A 16,000-nucleotide genomic window follows, 5' to 3' on the forward strand; every position below is an offset into this window, starting at 1 on the left:
AGCCGGGGCCGAAGGAGAGCCCCAGATGACCAAGTTCAGCTTCACCCTCAAGGCCACCGATGGCGCGGCGCGCACCGGGACGATCTCGACGCCGCGCGGCGAGATCCGCACGCCGGCCTTCATGCCCGTGGGCACAGCCGCCACCGTGAAGGCGATGATGCCGGAATCGGTGGCCGCGACCGGCGCGGATATCCTGCTGGGCAATACCTATCACCTGATGCTGCGCCCCGGTGCGGAGCGGGTGGCGCGTCTGGGTGGGCTCCACAAGTTCATGAACTGGGACAAGCCGATCCTGACCGACTCGGGCGGGTTTCAGGTGATGAGCCTCGCGTCTCTGCGCAAGCTGACCGAGGAAGGCGTGACCTTTGCCTCCCATGTCGACGGCTCGAAACATATGCTCTCGCCCGAACGCTCGATGGAAATCCAGAAGCTGCTCGGTTCGGATATCGTGATGTGCTTCGACGAATGCCCGGCGCTGCCTGCGACCGAAGAGGAAGTGGCGAAGTCGATGCGCCTCTCGATGCGCTGGGCGCAGCGCTCGCGTGACGCCTTCGGCGACCGTCCCGGCCATGCGCTGTTCGGCATCCAGCAGGGCGGCGTGACGCGTGAACTTCGCGAGGAAAGTGCCGAGAAACTCAAGGAAATCGGCTTCGAAGGCTATGCCGTCGGCGGCCTCGCCGTGGGCGAGGGGCAGGAAGCGATGTTCGGCGTGCTCGACTATGCACCGGGCATGCTGCCGCAGGACAAACCGCGCTACCTGATGGGCGTCGGCAAGCCCGACGATATCGTCGGCGCGGTCGAGCGCGGCATCGACATGATGGATTGCGTGCTGCCGTCGCGCTCGGGGCGCACGGGGCAAGCCTGGACCCGCCGCGGTCAGGTGAATATCAAGAACGCTCGCCATGCCGACGATCCGCGCCCGCTGGACGAGGCCTGCACCTGTCCGGCCTGCCAAAACTACTCGCGCGCCTATCTGCACCACGTCTTCCGCTCCGGCGAGATGATCTCGGGGATGCTGCTGACCTGGCACAACCTGCATTACTATCAGGAGCTGATGGCGGGCCTGCGCGCGGCGATCGACGAGGGGGCGCTGGCGCGCTTCGTCTCGGAATTCCACGAGACCCGCGCGATGGGCGATATCGAGCCGCTCTGACCCCCGCTCAGTGCGAGATCACGATCACCGCGGCGTAATGCGTCGCGGCCGCGGCCAGCACATGGCCGTGCCAGATCGCGCGCGAGAAGGGGATGCGCTCGGTCTGGTAGAAGATCACGCCGACCGTATAGGTCAGCCCGCCCACGACCAGCAGGATCAGCGCGGGCAGGGGAAGGGACACGATCAGCGGCCACATCGCGATCATCCCGAGCCAGCCCATCGCCAGATAGAGCCAGAACCCCGTGCGCTCCGAGCGGTGGAAGAAACCGAGCTTCATCACGATGCCGAAGGTGGCAAGCGCCCAGACCGTCGCGGTCAGCGCCCAACCTGCGACGCCGCCAAGGCCGATCAGCGCCATCGGCGTGTAAGTGCCCGCAATCAGAAGATAAATCGCCGCGTGATCGAAGCGCCGCAGCACTGCGCGCGTCGGCGCATGCAGGGTCAGGTTATAGGCGGCCGAGAGAGAGAAAGAGGCGATCAGCCCCACCGAATACACCACAAGCGGCCAGACCCGGCCTTCCGGCGCCGCCAGCGACGCCCAGACGATCAGCGCGCTGACGCCTGCCACGGCGAAAACGACGCCCAGCACATGGACGACGCCATCGGCAACATGTTCGCGAAAGCTATGGCTCAATTGGTGGCGCGTCATCGTGGTGATCCCCTTGGTCATCCTTCTAAGATAGCAACGATGAGGCGATCTCCCAAGCGTGACCACCCTGTGACGTTTCGTCAGAGGCGCGACGCTGCTCACGTGTTTGTGGAGCGCCCGCCGTTGAGCGGTTCCGGAACCGATGCTACGCGCGAAGACGACGCGGACCAGCCGCTTCCCGGGGGTGCCATGAAGAAACTGATCCGCAGCCTTCAGGCGCTCAACGGCAAGGGGCGCAAGGTCACCAAGCGCGCAGGCGGTCGTTTCCTGATCGCTCCGGCACCCAATCTACGCCTCGATTTTCTTCTTCCCGCGACGGGAACGGCGCCCGCCGAGGACGCGCCGCCCCTCGTCATCTCCTACGGCACGCGCGATGGCGAATATGATCTCTACGCCGAGCGACTGCGCCAGTCCTGCAGCGGTGAGGGCATCGCCAGCGATATCGATACGATCCCCCCGTGCGGACGCGCCAATGCCTGCCTGTTCAAGCCGAGCTTCATAAAGTTCAAGCTGCTCACCCATAACCGCCCGGTGGTCTGGGTCGATGCCGACGCTGTTCTCACCGGGCCGATCGACTTGCCCGGCGGGGGCTGGGATGTCGGAACGCTGGACAACAGCCGCCATGCCGAGACCAACCCGAAGGCGGCGCTTTGCATCGCGTTCCGCCCCACGCTCGGTGCGTTGCGCTTTCTCGAAACCTGGGAACATCTCTGCTCCGAGCCTTGGTTGAAACCCGGACTGGATCACGCGCGGTTCAATGACACGCGGGCCATCCTCGTGAATACCTATTCCGAGATTGACCTGACCGCGGCGCTTTCCGGAAAGCTGGTGCGCGACCTTGGCAAAAAGAAAGAGGCGCGTGTCTGACGCGCCCCTTCCCGAAATCCGCTCTTTCGCCCGCGCTCAGATACCGTCGCCGACGAAGGCCTTCTCGACCACATATTCGCGCGGCTCGGAATTCGCGCCTTCGCGCAGTCCGAAGCCTTCGAGCACCGCCATCACGTCCTTGTTGAAGGCGAGCGAGCCGCAGACCATCGCGCGGTCGGTCTCGGGGTTCATCGGCTCGAGGCCGAGATCCTTGAACACCTTGCCGTTCTCGAGATTGTCGGTGATCCGGCCCATGTGATGGAATTCCTCACGGGTCGTGGTCGGGTAGTATTTCAGCTTGCCGTCCACCATCTCGCCGATCAGCGGATCGTTGATCAGGTTCTCGACCAGCTGGCGGCCATATTCCAGTTCCTCGACCGTCCGGCAGGTATGCATCATGATGACCTCGTCGAACTTGTCGTAGGTCTCGGGGTCGCGCATCAGCGAGGCGAAGGGCGCGATGCCGGTGCCGGTGGCGAGGAACCACACCCGCTTGCCGGGCAGCAGCGCGTCATGGACCAGCGTGCCCACGGGCTTCGGGCGCAGGATGATCTGGTCGCCCACATTGATATGCTGCAGCTTCGAGGTCAGCGGGCCGTCGGGCACCTTGATCGAGTAGAATTCCAGCTCCTCGTCCCAGTTGGGCGACGCGATGGAATAGGCGCGCAGCAGCGGTTTGCCATTGTCGCCCATCAGCCCGATCATCACGAATTCCCCCGAGCGGAAGCGCAAGCTTTGCGGCCGGGTCACGCGGAAGGAAAACAGCCGGTCCGTCCAATGGGTCACTTCGGTCACGGTCTGCGCGTCGGGCAGGGTCTTCACCTTGGGGATCTCGGTCACGGCGCTCTCGTTCATTGTCACATCTCTCTCGGGCCGGGGCTGGCGCCTCGGTCTGGCAAATATACAGATCGGATACAGCTTGCGTCAGCGCTGGCCCTTGATCTGGCTCAATTGCCGGTTTCGTTATGGTCTATCGGATATCGCGGGCGGGTGAAAGCCTCAGCCGGCGAGCCGCGCGCGGTAGTCATGCGCGGCCCAATCGGCGCGGAACAGCCATTGCGCCTGCGGCTGGCGCTCGGCCAGTTCCGGCGGGATCTCGACCTCGTCGAAGCCCACGCGCCGCGCCATCGCATATTGATCCGCGATCAGCGGGCCCGCCGCGCGCAGCCGACCCGTGAAGCCGAGCGCGCGGATGCGGCGCGCCAGCGAGAAGCCGCGGCCGTCCGAGAAGGTCGGGAACAGGACGCGGATCATCTCGGCGCCTTCGATCAGCGCAGGCAGGTAGCCCGCATCGGTCTCCGGCGCGATATCGAGGCTCGCCCCGGTGAAATCATCCTCGTGGAAGCCGTCGTCGCGAACGATCACGCTCATGCCACATTCTCCTTGTTCTCAATCACTTGGCCATCACTGTTCACACGGACGGCCTTGCCGCCGATGAAGTGGATGCCGCATTCGGTCTTGGCGGCACCGCGCCAGCGGCCCGCGCGTTCGTCTTCGCCCGGTTTCACGGGCGAGGTGCAGGGCGCGCAGCCGATCGAGGGGTAGCCTTGTGCCACGAGCGGATGGCGCGGCAGGCGGTTCTCGATCATGTAATCCTGCACATCCTGCTTGTCCCAATGGGCGAGCGGGTTGATCTTCATCCGGCTGTCGGTCTCGATCTCGAAGAAATCGAGCGCCGCGCGCTGGCCGCCCTGAAACCGTTTGCGCCCGGTGATCCAGGCGTCGTAGCCCGAGAGCGCGTTCTCCAGCGGCACCGTCTTGCGCAGGGTGCAGCAGGCATCGGTGCTGTACTGGTGCAGCGTGCCGTCCGGGTCGTCGCGGGCAATCGCGGCCTCGTCGGCCTGAATCACCTGCACATTGGTCAGGCCCAGCTTAGCCGCGACGTCGCGTTGATAGGCGAGCGTCTCGGGAAACAGCATCTGCGTGTCGATGAACAGCACCGGCGTGCCGGGCGCGATCACCGAGACCATGTGCAACAACACCACCGATTCCGCCCCGAAGGAGGAGACCAGCGCGACATTGCCCACATCGGGGTCACGCAACGCTCGCTCCATCACCGCGGTTGCGGCGTGGTGGCGGTAGCGTTCGTTCAGCCCGGCGACGCGGGGGGCGATATCCGTTCCATCACTGAGCGGCATGGCGTTGAGCCTCTGCATAGAGCGCTTCCTTGAACGGGGCCGGGCCAAGGCGGCGCAGCGCGTCGAGGAAGCTCTCGGTCGCGCTTTCACGCAGTTCGAGATAGGCGCGCAGCAGACGCTCCAGCGCGGGGATCACCTCCGTATAGGCAAAGCCGGGGCCGGCACGTTCGCCAAGCGCCATCGTCTCGCTCGCGTCGCCGCCCAGCGTGATCTGGTAGTTCTCCACGCCGGCGCGGTCGAGGCCGAGAATACCGATATGGCCCAGATGGTGATGGCCGCAGGCGTTGATGCAGCCCGAGATCTTGATCTTGAGCGCACCGATTTCCTGCTCCAGCCCGAGATCGCGGAAATGGGTCGAGATCTGTTGCGCCAGCGGGATCGAGCGGGCCGTGGCCAGTGCGCAGTAATCCATGCCGGGGCAGGCGATGATGTCCGAGGTCAGCCCGATATTCGCCGTGGCGAGGCCGCCCTTGCGCAGGGCCTCGAACAGCGCGGGCAGATCGGCCTTCGCGATATGCGGCAGGATCACGTTCTGTTCGTGGCTGATGCGCAGCTCCGACTGGCCGTAGCGCTCGGCAAGCTCCGCCAGAAGGCGCATCTGGTCGGACGTTGCATCGCCCGGAGGCGCGCCGTGATCCTTGAGGCTGACCGTGACGACCCCGTAGTCGGGGTTGTGATGGGGCGAGACCGAACGCGCGGCCCAGTCGCGCAGAAGCGCATCGACGTTGAGCGCGGTGTCATAGCTCTCGCTCTCGCGCGCAGGCAAGACGGGCGGGGCGAATTGCGCCTTGAGATCGGCGAGGATCGCCTGGTCCGCGCCTCTAAAGGCTGCGCGCCGGGCCGGGAACTCGGCTTCGACCATCTCGGAAAATGTATCGATTCCAAGCTCATGCACGGTGATCTTGATGCGCGCCTTATACTTGTTGTCGCGCCGTCCGGCGAGGTTCCACGCCGCCACGATCGACTCCAGATAGGGCAGCAGATCGGCCGCGGGGAGGAAGCTGCGAAGTTCCTTGCCGATCATCGGGGTGCGGCCCAGACCGCCGCCCACGAAGACCTGAAAACCGATCTCACCGTCGCGCTCGACCAGTTGCAGGCCCACGTCATGGGCGCGGATCGCGGCCCGGTCGGCTTCGGCGCCGTTGATCGCGATCTTGAACTTGCGCGGCAGGAACTGGAATTCCGGATGGTCGGTGGACCATTGCCTGATCAACTCGGCATAGGGGCGAGGATCGGCGATCTCGTCGGCGGCAGCGCCCGCGAAGGCATCCGTCGTCGTGTTGCGGATCGCGTTGCCCGAGGTCTGGATCGCGTGCATGCCCACATCGGCCAGCGCGTCGATCATATCCGGCACATCGACCAGTTTCGGCCAGTTGAACTGGATGTTCTGGCGCGTCGTGAAATGCCCGTAGCCGCGATCCCAGGCATCGGCGATCTTGGCAAGCTGGCGCATCTGCCGGGCTTCGATCGTGCCATAGGGGATTGCCACGCGCAGCATGTACGCGTGCAGCTGCAGATAGAGCCCGTTCATCAGGCGCAGCGGTTTGAACTCGTCCTCGGTCAGGCTGCCGTCGAGGCGGCGCGCGACCTGATGGCGAAACTGCTCGGCGCGCGCGCGAACGGCGGCGCGGTCGAAATCGCTGGGTTGGAACATGGATCAGCTCCTGGCCAGAGTGTTGTGGGGTAGCTCGATGGAAGGGCCGGAGGCGCGGAAGGCCTCGCGGAAATGCGCAGGCTCGGGGCCGTTCGGGCCGAGCGTGGCAGGCGCGAGATAGGCGCCCACGACTTTCTCGGGCTGGGCATTGGCCAGATCGAGCCACATCTCGGCAATCACCGGATCGTCGAGAAAGGCGGCGTCCTTGAGGCGCAACACCCATTGGCCCGCGTCGTTCATGTAGACGACATGGCCTTCGCGCAGGTCATTGGCGCTGATCACGCCGGGGATGAATTTCTTGCTCATAGCACGGCCTCCTTGAGGGCGGTGCGGGCGTCGCGCGGGGCGAGCCCGAGTAGGATCACGGCGGGGCCTTTGGCCTCGGCGGTAACGGTGGGCAGGGTGGCGAGCGTCGCGGGGCGGATCACCTGATCGGCGCGCGAGGCGTTCTCGACCACGCAGGCGGGTGTCGCGGGCGAGGCGCCATGCATCATCAGGCGCCCCTGCACGTAGCGCGCCGCGCGCTTGCCCATGTAGATCGCGGCGACCGCGCCGGGACGAGCCAGCGCCGCCCAATCCTGTTCGGCCAGCCCGTCGGCGTCGTGACCGGTGAGCAGGCGCAGTTCGCGATTGCGGCCGCGCTCGGTCAGGCTTTGACCAAGCGACGCGGCAGCGGCAGAAGCGGCGGTGATGCCCGGCAGCACGCGATAGGCGATCCCGGCCGCGTCGAGCGCGTCCAGTTCCTCGCCCAGCCGCCCGAACACGCCCGGATCGCCCGATTTCAGGCGCAGCACGCGCTGGCCTTCCTGCGCGAGGCGGATGATCAGGTCCGAGATGTCGCCTTGCTTCATCGAGGGGCCGAAGCCGGTCTTGCCGGTCTCGATCAGCTGCGCCTGCGGACCCGCGAGCGCGAGCACCTCGGCGCTCACCAGCGTGTCGTGCAGGATGACGTTGGCGCACATCATCTCGCGCAGCACCGCCACGGTCAGCAGGTCCGGATCGCCCGGACCGGCCCCGGCAAGGGTCACCCGGGTCTGAGTTTCGAGAGTTTCCATGTCACGCTCCTCGTCTGCGTCTTGAGCGTGAATATAGGAAATTATTCTGGTTTTTGGCCATATCCCCTTGCCAATAAGGACATTCGTTCCTTATGGATTTGGAGGGAGCGACAACCTCCTAACAAGCGGAGGGAAATCGGAATGGCGGTGCAGATCGACGAGCTGGATCGGAAAATCCTCGCGGAGCTACAGGACGATGCGAGCCAGTCGCTCGACGAAATCGCGCGGAAAACAGGGTCTTCCAAGACCCCGGTCTGGAACCGGATTCGCAAATTGCGTGCGGCGGGGGTGATTGGAAAGCAGACCGCGATCCTCGATCCCGAGGCGCTTGGCTTCGATGCCTGTTTCTTCGTGCTGATCCGCACCTCCGAGCATGAGGCCGAGTGGCAGGACAAGTTCCTCGCCACCCTGCGTGCGCGCCCCGAAGTGATGGAGGCGCACCGTCTGGCGGGCGATATCGACTACATCCTGAAAGTGCGGGTCGAGAATGCGCGCGCCTATGACCGCTTCTATCAGGCGCTGATCTCCGAGGTGAAAATCCACAACGTGACCGCGCTTCTCTCGATGGAGGAGCTGAAATCCACCACCGCGCTGCCGCTGTGAGGCTCAGCGCTTGGTATAGGTGACCTGCAGCTTCTCCAGCCCGTGGAAGTGGTAGAGATCCGCGTAATAGGGGCGGCGCGGCAGATCGAGCCCCTGAAGCCGCTCCATCAGCATCGGCAGGGCAAGCTTCAGCTCCAGCCGGGCCAGCGGCGCACCGATACAGAAATGCGCCCCCGCGCCGAAGCTGAAATTCGTGCGCACGGGGCGCGACGGGTCGAAGACGCTCGCATCGTCCCAAGCCGACGGGTCGCGGTTCGCACCGGCGAGCAACAGCCCGATCCGCTCGCCCTTGCGCAGCACCTGTCCCTGAAACTCCATGTCCTCATAGAGCCAGCGCGTGAAGAGATGCAGCGGCGGATCGAAACGCAGCAGCTCCTCGATCGTGCCGTCGATCCGCGCAGGCTCCAGCCAATGGGGGGCGACGCTCTGTTCGATCAGGGTCTTCACGCTGTTGCCGATCTGGTGGACGGTCGCCTCATGGCCCGCGTTCAACAGCAAGATCACGGTGGAGATCAGTTCGTCGCGGGTCAGATGGGTGCCTTCTTCCTCGACCGCGATCAGTTCCGAGATCAGATCTTCCCCGGGCGCTTTGCGGCGGGTCTCGATCAGATCGCCCAGATAGGCCGCGAAGTCCGCGGAGGCCTGTGCCGCGTCTTCCTCGAGGCTGATATCGCGGCGCGCCTGATACATCTGCACCATCGCGTTCGACCACGCCAAGAGCTTGTCCGCGTCGCTTTCGGGCACGCCCAGAAGCCGTGCGATCACGATCACCGGCAGGGGTTTGGCGAAATGCTCCAGCAGGTCGCAGCCACCCTCGGGCATCTCGTCGATCAGCCGATGGCAGAGCGCGGCGATCTCGTCTTGCATCCCTGCGATCCGGCGCGGGGTGAAGGCCTTCGCCACAAGCTTGCGCAGCCGGGTGTGCGTCGGGGCTTCCAGTTCCAGCATCGAATGACGCTCGATCGCGTAGAAGGGTTCGAGGTGCTTGGGGATGTCCACCGCCTGCTCGGGCGGGGCCTCGCGCCCCAGCCGCCGGTCGCGCAGCGCCATGCCGACAATCGCGGCCCGCGCGGTGACGCGAAACCCGTATTCGGGCCATTGCACCAACGGCCCGCCTTGCCGCACCCGGTCATAGAACGGGTAGGGGTTCTGGACGAAGTCTGGATCGAGCGGGGATTGGGAAAGGGTCTGCATCGGCGCTCCGGTTACTCGGGGCCAGATTGGGCAGAAGGCGCCGCGCGATGCAAGACCAAGGTGACGCGCTGCCTTGCATTGCCGCGCAGTAGGCGCAAGGAAAGGGGTAGGAGAGTGCTGATGCTGGGCCGTGTCGCCATATTGCTGATCTGGATCGCGCTGACGCTCGCCGCCTCTATCGGGGTGTGGCGGGTCTCTGCACGCGAGGGTCTGGCGCGGATCGAAGCGCAGGGGCAGTCCGATCTGCGGCTGGCGTCGGATCGTCTGGTGGCAGCACTTTTGCAGTTTCGCGAGGTGGCGGTGCTGGCGGCCGATCATCCCGACGTCGTGGCGCTGGCGGCGCGTTTCGCCGAAGGGGGCAAGGCCGTCGGCACTTGGCGCGATGCGGCGGTGAGCCTGACGCTTCAGCGCCTCGCCGATCATGCGGGCGCGCGCGACATCTGGCTGATCGCGCCGGGGGGTACGGTGCTGGCGGGCCCGGCGGATAGCCCTGACCGGGTCACGATGAACCGGGCGCTGGCGCGGGCGGCGCAAGGCGCGACCGGCTCCGAGCATTTCGTGGACCCCGATACCGGCGATCGGCTGTTCGTCTTCGCAGCCCCTGTCTTTGCCTCGGGCGGCCGTGTCGCGGGGATCGTGCTGCTGCGGCTGAATGCTGAGGATGTCGAGGCCGAGGGGCGCGGCAACCCGGTGCCGGTCTGGTTCACCGATGAAAGCGGCGTGAGTTTTCTGACCAACCGCAGAGATCTGGTGCTGCTGTCGGAACCGGGTGCGAAACCCGATCCCGCGACCTATCCGGCGGGGGCGCTTTCCGGGGAGTTGCGCCTGCGCGAACGCAACCTTGCGGGGTATCTGCTGGTCTCGGGCGACGGCTCGCTTGCCGGTCCCGCCTTGGACGTCTCGCGCGCGCTGCCGGTGATCGAGATGGAGGGCCATGCGCTCGCTGCCGCCGATCCGGTGCTGCGCGCGGCGCGGCTTGCGGCGCTCTCGACGGCGGCGGGGTTTCTGGCCGTGGGGGCGGTGATCTTCGCATTGTGGGAGCGCAGGCGCGCGCTGGCGGAAGCCAATGCCGCGCTGGAGGCCCGCGTGGCGGAGCGCACGGCGGAACTGTCCACCGCGAACGAGGAATTGCGGCGCACGCAGGCTGAACTCGTGCAGGCGGGCAAGCTGTCCGCGCTGGGCCAGATGTCGGCGGGGATCAGTCACGAGCTGAACCAGCCGCTGATGGCGATCTCGTCCTATGCCGAGAATGCCGAACTGCTGTTGGATAGGGGGCGGGCCGAGGAGGCGGGCGAGACGCTGGGCAAGATCGGCGCGATGGCGCATCGCATGGCGCGCATCATCCGCAATCTGCGCGCCTTTGCGCGACAAGAAAGCGAACCCGCGACCCGCGTCGGTCTCGCGGCGGTGGTGGAGAGCGCGCTGGAGATGCTCGACGAGCGACTGCGGCGCGCGGGGGTCTCCGTGGACTGGCAGCGCCCCGACTTCCCCGCCATCGTAATGGGCGGCGAGGTGCGGCTGAGCCAGGTCGTCATCAACCTGATCTCGAACGCGATCGAGGCGATGGAAGGCCAACCCGAGCGCCGCCTGACCATCCGCATGGCGCGCGCGGAAGGCATGATCCGCCTCAGCCTGCGCGACACCGGGCCGGGCATCGCCGATCCGGACCGTATCTTCGATCCATTCTACTCGACCAAGGAGGCGGGATCGGCGGAGGGGCTTGGCCTCGGCCTCTCGATCTCTTACGGGCTGGTGCAAGGGTTCGGCGGCACCCTGCGGGGCGAGAACGCGCCCGGCGGCGGCGCGCGTTTCACCATCGAGCTGCGTGAAGCCACGGCCCAACCCAAACCGATCGAGGTGGAGACATGATGCGCCGGGTTCTCTTTGTCGATGACGACCGCGCGGTGCGCGAGGCGCTGGGCCAGACGCTGGAACTGGCGGGGCTGAAGCCGACGCTCGCGGGCAGCTATATCGAGGCGAAGGACCATATCTCGACCGAGTTCGAGGGGATCGTCGTCACCGATATCCGGATGCCGGGAAAGGACGGGTTCGCGCTGCTGGACCTCGTGCAGAAGGCCGATGCGGAGCTGCCCGTGGTGCTGCTGACCGGCGAGGCCGATGTGCCGATGGCAGTGCGCGCAATGGCGTCGGGGGCGTTCGATTTTCTGGAAAAGCCCTGCACGGGGAAAGACTTGCTGGCCGTTGTCGAGAAGGCGCTGGAAACCCGCGCGCGGGTGATGGAGGCGCGCTTCTCGCGGGCCGCCGGAAAGCGCGGCGACGCGGCGGCGCGGATGTTGGTCGGTAGCTCTCCGGTGGCGGAGGGCTTGCGCGAGGCCGCCCGGCGCGCCGCGCGCTCGGGCGCCGAGGTGCTGATCACCGGCGCGCCGGGGGCGGGCAATTCCAAGCTCGCCGAGGTGATCCACCTGCTCTCGACCAATGCGCGGCGTCCCTTCGTGAAGCTCGCCGCGGCGGGCCTCGACGTGGAGGGGCTGGAGGCAGGCTTCGCGCAGGCCGAGGGCGGGACGCTCTACCTTGACGAAGTGGCCGACCTGCCGCGCCCCGCGCAATTCGCGCTGATCGAGCTTTTGGAAACCCGGCCCGCCACGCGCCTGATCGCGGGCACCTATCGCGACCTGCCGGGCGAGGCGCGGGCCGGGCGCTTCCACCCCGATCTCTACTGGCGGCTGGAGGCGCTGAAGGTGCGCATCCCCTCGCTGTCGGAGCGCCCCGAGGATATTCCCGCGCTGTTTCGCCATTACGTCGCCACCGCCTGCGAACAGGCCAATCTGCGCGCCCCCGAAATCCCGCCCGAGATGACCGCGCAGCTGATGGCGCGCGACTGGCCCGGCAATGCCCGCGCGCTGATGTCCGAGGCGATGCGCTTCGCGATGGGGCTGGAGGCGGGAGAGCCGCCGGAAGAACTGGGCCTGTCAGAGCGCATGGCGGCGGTGGAGAAGTCGCTGCTGGCCGAGGCGCTGACCCGCGCGGGCGGCAATGCGACGGAAGCCGCGTCGGCGCTGAAACTGCCGCGCAAGACCTTCTACGACAAGCTCGCGCGCCACGGGCTGCGGCCCGAGGATTATCGGGACTAACGGCGGGCGAGGATTCGCACTGAGCCGGTTCGAACTGTGCGGGTTTTCGCACATGGTTTTCCGCCTCGTGATGAAGTTTTTCCCGTAAGTTATTGATTTAGAGTAGCTATGTGCCTTCGTCACATAACTCTCACGAAACAGTTGATCGCATCTCTCGGCGGCTTTCTGCTGACCCCAATGCCGGGGAGGACCGGCGTGACATGAATTCCGGGAGGACATTATGAAGAAATTTACCGCCGCCGTTTCGGCGCTCGCCCTCATGGCTTCGGCCTCGGTCGCTATGGCCGATCCGACGGACTGCGACGAAGGCGAAATGGTCATCAAGTTCAGCCACGTCACCAATACCGACAAGCACCCGAAAGGGATCGCAGCGGCCCTGTTCGCCAAGCGCGTGAACGAACAGATGGACGGCAAGGCCTGCGTCGAGGTCTACCCGAACTCGACCCTCTACAACGATGACCAGGTGCTCGAGGCGATGCTGCAGGGCGACGTGCAGATGGCCGCGCCCTCGCTCTCGAAATTCGAGACCTTCACCAAGAAGTACCGCATCTTCGATCTGCCCTTCATGTTCAAGAACATGGCCGCCGTCGACGAATTCCAGAATTCCGACATCGGCCAGAACATGAAAGAGGCGATGGTGCGTCGCGGTCTGCTGGGCCTCGATTTCTGGCATAATGGTCTCAAGCAGTTCTCGGCCAACAAACCGCTGCTGGTGCCGGGCGACGCCAAGGGCCTGAAGTTCCGCGTGCAGCCCTCCGACGTGCTGATCGCGCAGATGGAAGCGCTCGACGCCTCGCCGCAGCCGATGGCCTTCTCGGAAGTCTACGGTGCGCTGCAGACCGGCGTTGTGGACGGGCAGGAAAACACCTGGTCGAATATCTACGGTCAGAAGTTCTACGAAGTGCAGGACGGTATCACCGAGACCAACCACGGTCTGCTCGACTACATGGTCGTGACCTCGGTCGATTGGTGGGACAGCCTCGACCCGGCGATGCGCGACGAGATCAAGTCGATCCTCGACGAGGTCACCAAAGAGCGTAACGCCGCGATCAACCAGGTGAACGAGGAAAACCGTCAGGCGATCCTCGATGCCGGCGCGACGATCCGCGAACTGACGCCCGAGCAGCGCCAGCAATGGGTCGATGCGATGAAACCGGTCTGGGACCAGTTCAAGGATGACGTCGGTCAGGAAAACATCGACGCAGCGCAGGCGATCAACGCCAAGCACTGATCCGGAACGGACGGGCGACAGACCCCACCTGTCGCCCGATCTCTCGGTGCGCGCGGCCCCCTAAATCACCCGCGCGCGCCCCTTTCACCTCTCGATCTGAGGCAGGAGTGAGCCATGAGCCAGCGCTATGAGCCGCGCAACGGGTTTTCGCGGGCGATCCATAATCTGGAGGAGACGCTGATCGCGTTGATCCTCGGCACGATGACCGTGATCACCTTCGTCAATGTCGTCCTGCGCTATGTCTTCAACTCCTCGCTGATCTGGGGGCTTGAGACGACACTGATCCTTTTCGCATGGCTGGTGCTGCTGGGCATGAGCTACGCGGTCAAGGTGACTGCGCATCTGGGCGTCGACGCCATCATCAACATGCTGCGCCCCGGCCCGCGCAAGGCGTTGGGCCTCGTGGCCGCCGGCTTGTGCATTCTCTACGCGGTGCTGCTCCTGAAAGGCGCATGGGATTACTGGGCCCCCTTCGCGGGCTTCGATCAGACCTCGGGCCGCTGGTTCCCGACGGGCTTTCAGGACACCCGCGACCGCGCCTTCTACGAGACCGATCAGGTGCCGATCGCGGACTGGCTCGCCGTCTGGCTGGGCGACCGGTTCAACATGGGCGAGGCCTATGACAAGCTGCCGCGCTTCATCCCTTACGTGATCCTGCCGATCGGCGTGACGCTTCTGCTGATCCGCTTCGTGCAGGCGGCAATCGGCGTCGCCGTGGGTAAGCGTTCGGCGCTGATCGTGAGCCATGAAGCCGAAGACCAAGTGGCCGATGTGGCCCATATCAACAAGGGTGACTGAGGCATGGATATCCTGTTCCTTTTCGTGATGGTGATCGGCTTCATGCTGATCGGCGTGCCGATCGCGGTCTCTCTGGGTCTCGCGTCGACGCTGTTCCTGCTGATCTTCTCGGACGCCTCGCTGGCCTCCATCGCGCAGTCGCTCTACGACGCGATGGACAATCACGCGACGCTGCTGGCGATCCCGTTCTTCATCCTCGCCTCGAGCTTCATGTCGACGGGCGGTGTGGCGCAGCGCATCATCCGCTTCGCCATCGCCGTGGTCGGCCACCTGCCGGGCGGTCTGGCCATCGCGGGCGTCTTCGCCTGTATGCTGTTTGCCGCGCTCTCGGGCTCGTCGCCCGCGACCGTGGTCGCCATCGGCTCCATCGTCATCGCGGCGATGCGTCAGGTGGGCTACTCGAAGGATTTCGCCGCCGGCGTGATCTGTAACGCCGGCACGCTCGGCATCCTGATCCCGCCGTCGATCGTGATGGTGGTCTATGCTTCGGCGACCGACGTGTCGGTGGGCCGGATGTTCCTCGCGGGCGTCATTCCGGGCCTGATGGCGGGCGTCATGCTGATGGCCACGATCCTGTTCTTCGCGATCAAGCGCAACCTGCCGAAAGGCGAGTGGCAGGGCTGGGGCGAGGTCGCCGCGAGCTTCATCGACGCGTTCTGGGGCCTGATGCTGATCGCGATCATCATGGTCGGCCTCTACGGCATCCCCGGCATCACGGGCGGCATCTTCACCCCCACCGAGGCCGCCGCCGTCGCCGCCGTCTATGCGTGGTTCGTCGCGAACTTCATCTATCGCGACATGGGCCCGCTCGATCAGGGCGAGAAGAAGATCGCGCTCTGGCAAAAGCCGCAGGCGCTGATCACCGCCGTCTGGCACAAGGGCACGCGCGACACGCTGTTCGAGGCGGGCAAGCTGACCATCACGCTGATGTTCATCATCGCCAATGCGCTGATCCTCAAGCACGTGCTGACCGACGAGCAGATCCCGCAGAAGATCACCGAGGCCCTGCTCGGCGCGGGTCTGGGCAAGATCATGTTCCTCGTGATCGTCAACATCATCCTGCTGATCGGCGGTCAGTTCATGGAGCCCTCGGGCCTGATCCTGATCGTCGCGCCGCTGGTCTTCCCGATCGCGATCGAGCTGGGCGTCGATCCGATCCATCTCGGCATCATCATGGTGGTGAACATGGAGATCGGGATGATCACGCCACCGGTGGGGCTGAACCTCTTCGTGACCTCCGGGGTGGCGGGGATGCCGATCATGCGGGTCGTGAAAGCGGCAGCGCCCTTCCTCGCCGTGCTCTTCGTCTTCCTGATCCTTGTCACCTATGTGCCATTCCTGTCGACTTGGTTGCCGACGATGGCGATGGGGCCGGAGACGGTCGTGAAATAAACCGCGCGGGGCGCAGGGGCCGAACCCGGCCCGATCGCCCCGCCATTCTGACCTGGCGCGCCCGTGGCACTCCCACGCGGCGCGCTTTTCTATGGGGGCAGGTCTGGGGGGCTCTGCCCCCCGCGCTGCGCGCGCCCCCCGGGATATTTCCACCAAGGCGAAAACACGGGAAAT

At 65.5% G+C, this 16,000-nt stretch carries 16 protein-coding genes; 8 read left to right on the forward strand and 8 right to left on the reverse strand.

Features of this window, described 5'->3' with window-relative positions; translation table 11 throughout:
* Positions 1-25: 25 nt before the first annotated feature.
* Positions 26-1,153, forward strand: a complete 1,128-nt coding sequence (tgt, locus tag AXZ77_RS07375; protein WP_078519331.1) for a tRNA guanosine(34) transglycosylase Tgt — start codon at positions 26-28, stop codon at positions 1,151-1,153.
* Between the two features lie 7 nt (positions 1,154-1,160).
* On the opposite strand, the gene AXZ77_RS07380 is transcribed toward tgt, so the two are convergent.
* On the reverse strand, positions 1,161-1,823 hold the full coding sequence (locus AXZ77_RS07380; protein WP_369679770.1) for a hemolysin III family protein: 663 nt from the start codon (positions 1,821-1,823) through the stop codon (positions 1,161-1,163).
* A gap of 18 nt (positions 1,824-1,841) precedes the next feature.
* On the opposite strand from AXZ77_RS07380, the gene AXZ77_RS07385 reads away from it, so the two are divergent.
* A complete protein-coding gene (locus AXZ77_RS07385; protein WP_141536240.1) occupies positions 1,842-2,669 on the forward strand; it encodes a hypothetical protein in 828 nt (275 codons plus the stop codon).
* A 36-nt stretch (positions 2,670-2,705) separates the two neighbouring features.
* On the opposite strand, the gene AXZ77_RS07390 is transcribed toward AXZ77_RS07385, so the two are convergent.
* The 6 genes from AXZ77_RS07390 to cobA all read right to left on the reverse strand — a co-directional run bounded on the left by AXZ77_RS07390 (position 2,706) and on the right by cobA (position 7,516).
* Positions 2,706-3,524, reverse strand: coding sequence for a ferredoxin--NADP reductase (locus AXZ77_RS07390; protein WP_078570318.1), 819 nt, complete (start codon positions 3,522-3,524; stop codon positions 2,706-2,708).
* Positions 3,525-3,668: 144 nt separating this feature from the next.
* Entirely contained in the window at positions 3,669-4,040 is a 372-nt protein-coding gene (locus AXZ77_RS07395; protein ID WP_098410647.1) for a DUF934 domain-containing protein, read from the reverse strand.
* Complete coding sequence (locus AXZ77_RS07400) at positions 4,037-4,807, reverse strand: phosphoadenylyl-sulfate reductase (RefSeq protein WP_098412467.1); 771 nt, start codon at positions 4,805-4,807, stop codon at positions 4,037-4,039. Before AXZ77_RS07400 ends, AXZ77_RS07395 begins: the two co-directional genes overlap by 4 nt.
* Positions 4,794-6,461 carry a nitrite/sulfite reductase gene (locus AXZ77_RS07405; RefSeq protein WP_098410648.1) on the reverse strand — a complete coding sequence of 556 codons (1,668 nt, stop codon included), beginning with the start codon at positions 6,459-6,461 and terminating at the stop codon, positions 4,794-4,796. The genes AXZ77_RS07400 and AXZ77_RS07405 overlap by 14 nt, the downstream gene beginning before the upstream one ends.
* 3 nt (positions 6,462-6,464) lie before the next feature.
* Positions 6,465-6,767, reverse strand: coding sequence for a DUF2849 domain-containing protein (locus tag AXZ77_RS07410; RefSeq protein ID WP_098410649.1), 303 nt, complete (start codon positions 6,765-6,767; stop codon positions 6,465-6,467).
* Positions 6,764-7,516, reverse strand: a complete 753-nt coding sequence (gene cobA, locus AXZ77_RS07415; protein WP_098410650.1) for a uroporphyrinogen-III C-methyltransferase — start codon at positions 7,514-7,516, stop codon at positions 6,764-6,766. Before cobA ends, AXZ77_RS07410 begins: the two co-directional genes overlap by 4 nt.
* Positions 7,517-7,657: 141 nt before the next feature.
* Between cobA and AXZ77_RS07420 the strand changes: the two genes are divergently transcribed.
* Positions 7,658-8,119 carry an Lrp/AsnC family transcriptional regulator gene (locus tag AXZ77_RS07420; protein WP_078519325.1) on the forward strand — a complete coding sequence of 154 codons (462 nt, stop codon included), beginning with the start codon at positions 7,658-7,660 and terminating at the stop codon, positions 8,117-8,119.
* Between the two features lie 3 nt (positions 8,120-8,122).
* On the opposite strand, the gene AXZ77_RS07425 is transcribed toward AXZ77_RS07420, so the two are convergent.
* Complete coding sequence (locus tag AXZ77_RS07425) at positions 8,123-9,313, reverse strand: cytochrome P450 (RefSeq protein ID WP_098410651.1); 1,191 nt, start codon at positions 9,311-9,313, stop codon at positions 8,123-8,125.
* Between the two features lie 120 nt (positions 9,314-9,433).
* On the opposite strand from AXZ77_RS07425, the gene AXZ77_RS07430 reads away from it, so the two are divergent.
* The 5 genes from AXZ77_RS07430 (at position 9,434) to AXZ77_RS07450 (ending at position 15,826) form a co-directional block, all read left to right on the forward strand.
* Complete coding sequence (locus tag AXZ77_RS07430) at positions 9,434-11,182, forward strand: ATP-binding protein (protein ID WP_098410652.1); 1,749 nt, start codon at positions 9,434-9,436, stop codon at positions 11,180-11,182.
* Positions 11,179-12,405 carry a sigma-54 dependent transcriptional regulator gene (locus AXZ77_RS07435; RefSeq protein ID WP_098410653.1) on the forward strand — a complete coding sequence of 409 codons (1,227 nt, stop codon included), beginning with the start codon at positions 11,179-11,181 and terminating at the stop codon, positions 12,403-12,405. The genes AXZ77_RS07430 and AXZ77_RS07435 overlap by 4 nt, the downstream gene beginning before the upstream one ends.
* A 220-nt stretch (positions 12,406-12,625) precedes the next feature.
* Positions 12,626-13,636 (forward strand): TRAP transporter substrate-binding protein, encoded by a 1,011-nt coding sequence (locus tag AXZ77_RS07440; RefSeq protein WP_098410654.1) that lies wholly within the window; start codon positions 12,626-12,628, stop codon positions 13,634-13,636.
* A gap of 114 nt (positions 13,637-13,750) precedes the next feature.
* A complete protein-coding gene (locus AXZ77_RS07445; protein ID WP_098410655.1) occupies positions 13,751-14,434 on the forward strand; it encodes a TRAP transporter small permease in 684 nt (227 codons plus the stop codon).
* A gap of 3 nt (positions 14,435-14,437) precedes the next feature.
* The gene (locus tag AXZ77_RS07450) at positions 14,438-15,826 is read left to right on the forward strand and encodes a TRAP transporter large permease (protein WP_098410656.1); all 1,389 of its coding nucleotides are present in this window, start codon (positions 14,438-14,440) and stop codon (positions 15,824-15,826) included.
* Positions 15,827-16,000 lie beyond the last annotated feature (174 nt).

Origin of the sequence: Thioclava sp. ES.031, from assembly GCF_002563775.1 — a bacterium.
In the GTDB taxonomy this organism is placed as follows: Bacteria; Pseudomonadota; Alphaproteobacteria; order Rhodobacterales; family Rhodobacteraceae; genus Thioclava.

What these genes read in the sequence shown, in the direction of transcription:
- AXZ77_RS07450 (WP_098410656.1), top strand. Translation starts at nt 14,438, where the DNA reads ATGGATATCCTGTTCCTTTTCGTGATGGTGATCGGCTTCATGCTGATC.
- AXZ77_RS07390 (WP_078570318.1), bottom strand. Translation starts at nt 3,524, where the DNA reads ATGAACGAGAGCGCCGTGACCGAGATCCCCAAGGTGAAGACCCTGCCC.
- AXZ77_RS07420 (WP_078519325.1), top strand. Translation starts at nt 7,658, where the DNA reads ATGGCGGTGCAGATCGACGAGCTGGATCGGAAAATCCTCGCGGAGCTA.
- AXZ77_RS07380 (WP_369679770.1), bottom strand. Translation starts at nt 1,823, where the DNA reads ATGACCAAGGGGATCACCACGATGACGCGCCACCAATTGAGCCATAGC.
- tgt (WP_078519331.1), top strand. Translation starts at nt 26, where the DNA reads ATGACCAAGTTCAGCTTCACCCTCAAGGCCACCGATGGCGCGGCGCGC.
- cobA (WP_098410650.1), bottom strand. Translation starts at nt 7,516, where the DNA reads ATGGAAACTCTCGAAACTCAGACCCGGGTGACCCTTGCCGGGGCCGGT.
- AXZ77_RS07445 (WP_098410655.1), top strand. Translation starts at nt 13,751, where the DNA reads ATGAGCCAGCGCTATGAGCCGCGCAACGGGTTTTCGCGGGCGATCCAT.
- AXZ77_RS07400 (WP_098412467.1), bottom strand. Translation starts at nt 4,807, where the DNA reads ATGCCGCTCAGTGATGGAACGGATATCGCCCCCCGCGTCGCCGGGCTG.
- AXZ77_RS07395 (WP_098410647.1), bottom strand. Translation starts at nt 4,040, where the DNA reads ATGAGCGTGATCGTTCGCGACGACGGCTTCCACGAGGATGATTTCACC.
- AXZ77_RS07435 (WP_098410653.1), top strand. Translation starts at nt 11,179, where the DNA reads ATGATGCGCCGGGTTCTCTTTGTCGATGACGACCGCGCGGTGCGCGAG.
- AXZ77_RS07385 (WP_141536240.1), top strand. Translation starts at nt 1,842, where the DNA reads ATGAGGCGATCTCCCAAGCGTGACCACCCTGTGACGTTTCGTCAGAGG.
- AXZ77_RS07410 (WP_098410649.1), bottom strand. Translation starts at nt 6,767, where the DNA reads ATGAGCAAGAAATTCATCCCCGGCGTGATCAGCGCCAATGACCTGCGC.
- AXZ77_RS07430 (WP_098410652.1), top strand. Translation starts at nt 9,434, where the DNA reads ATGCTGGGCCGTGTCGCCATATTGCTGATCTGGATCGCGCTGACGCTC.
- AXZ77_RS07405 (WP_098410648.1), bottom strand. Translation starts at nt 6,461, where the DNA reads ATGTTCCAACCCAGCGATTTCGACCGCGCCGCCGTTCGCGCGCGCGCC.
- AXZ77_RS07440 (WP_098410654.1), top strand. Translation starts at nt 12,626, where the DNA reads ATGAAGAAATTTACCGCCGCCGTTTCGGCGCTCGCCCTCATGGCTTCG.
- AXZ77_RS07425 (WP_098410651.1), bottom strand. Translation starts at nt 9,313, where the DNA reads ATGCAGACCCTTTCCCAATCCCCGCTCGATCCAGACTTCGTCCAGAAC.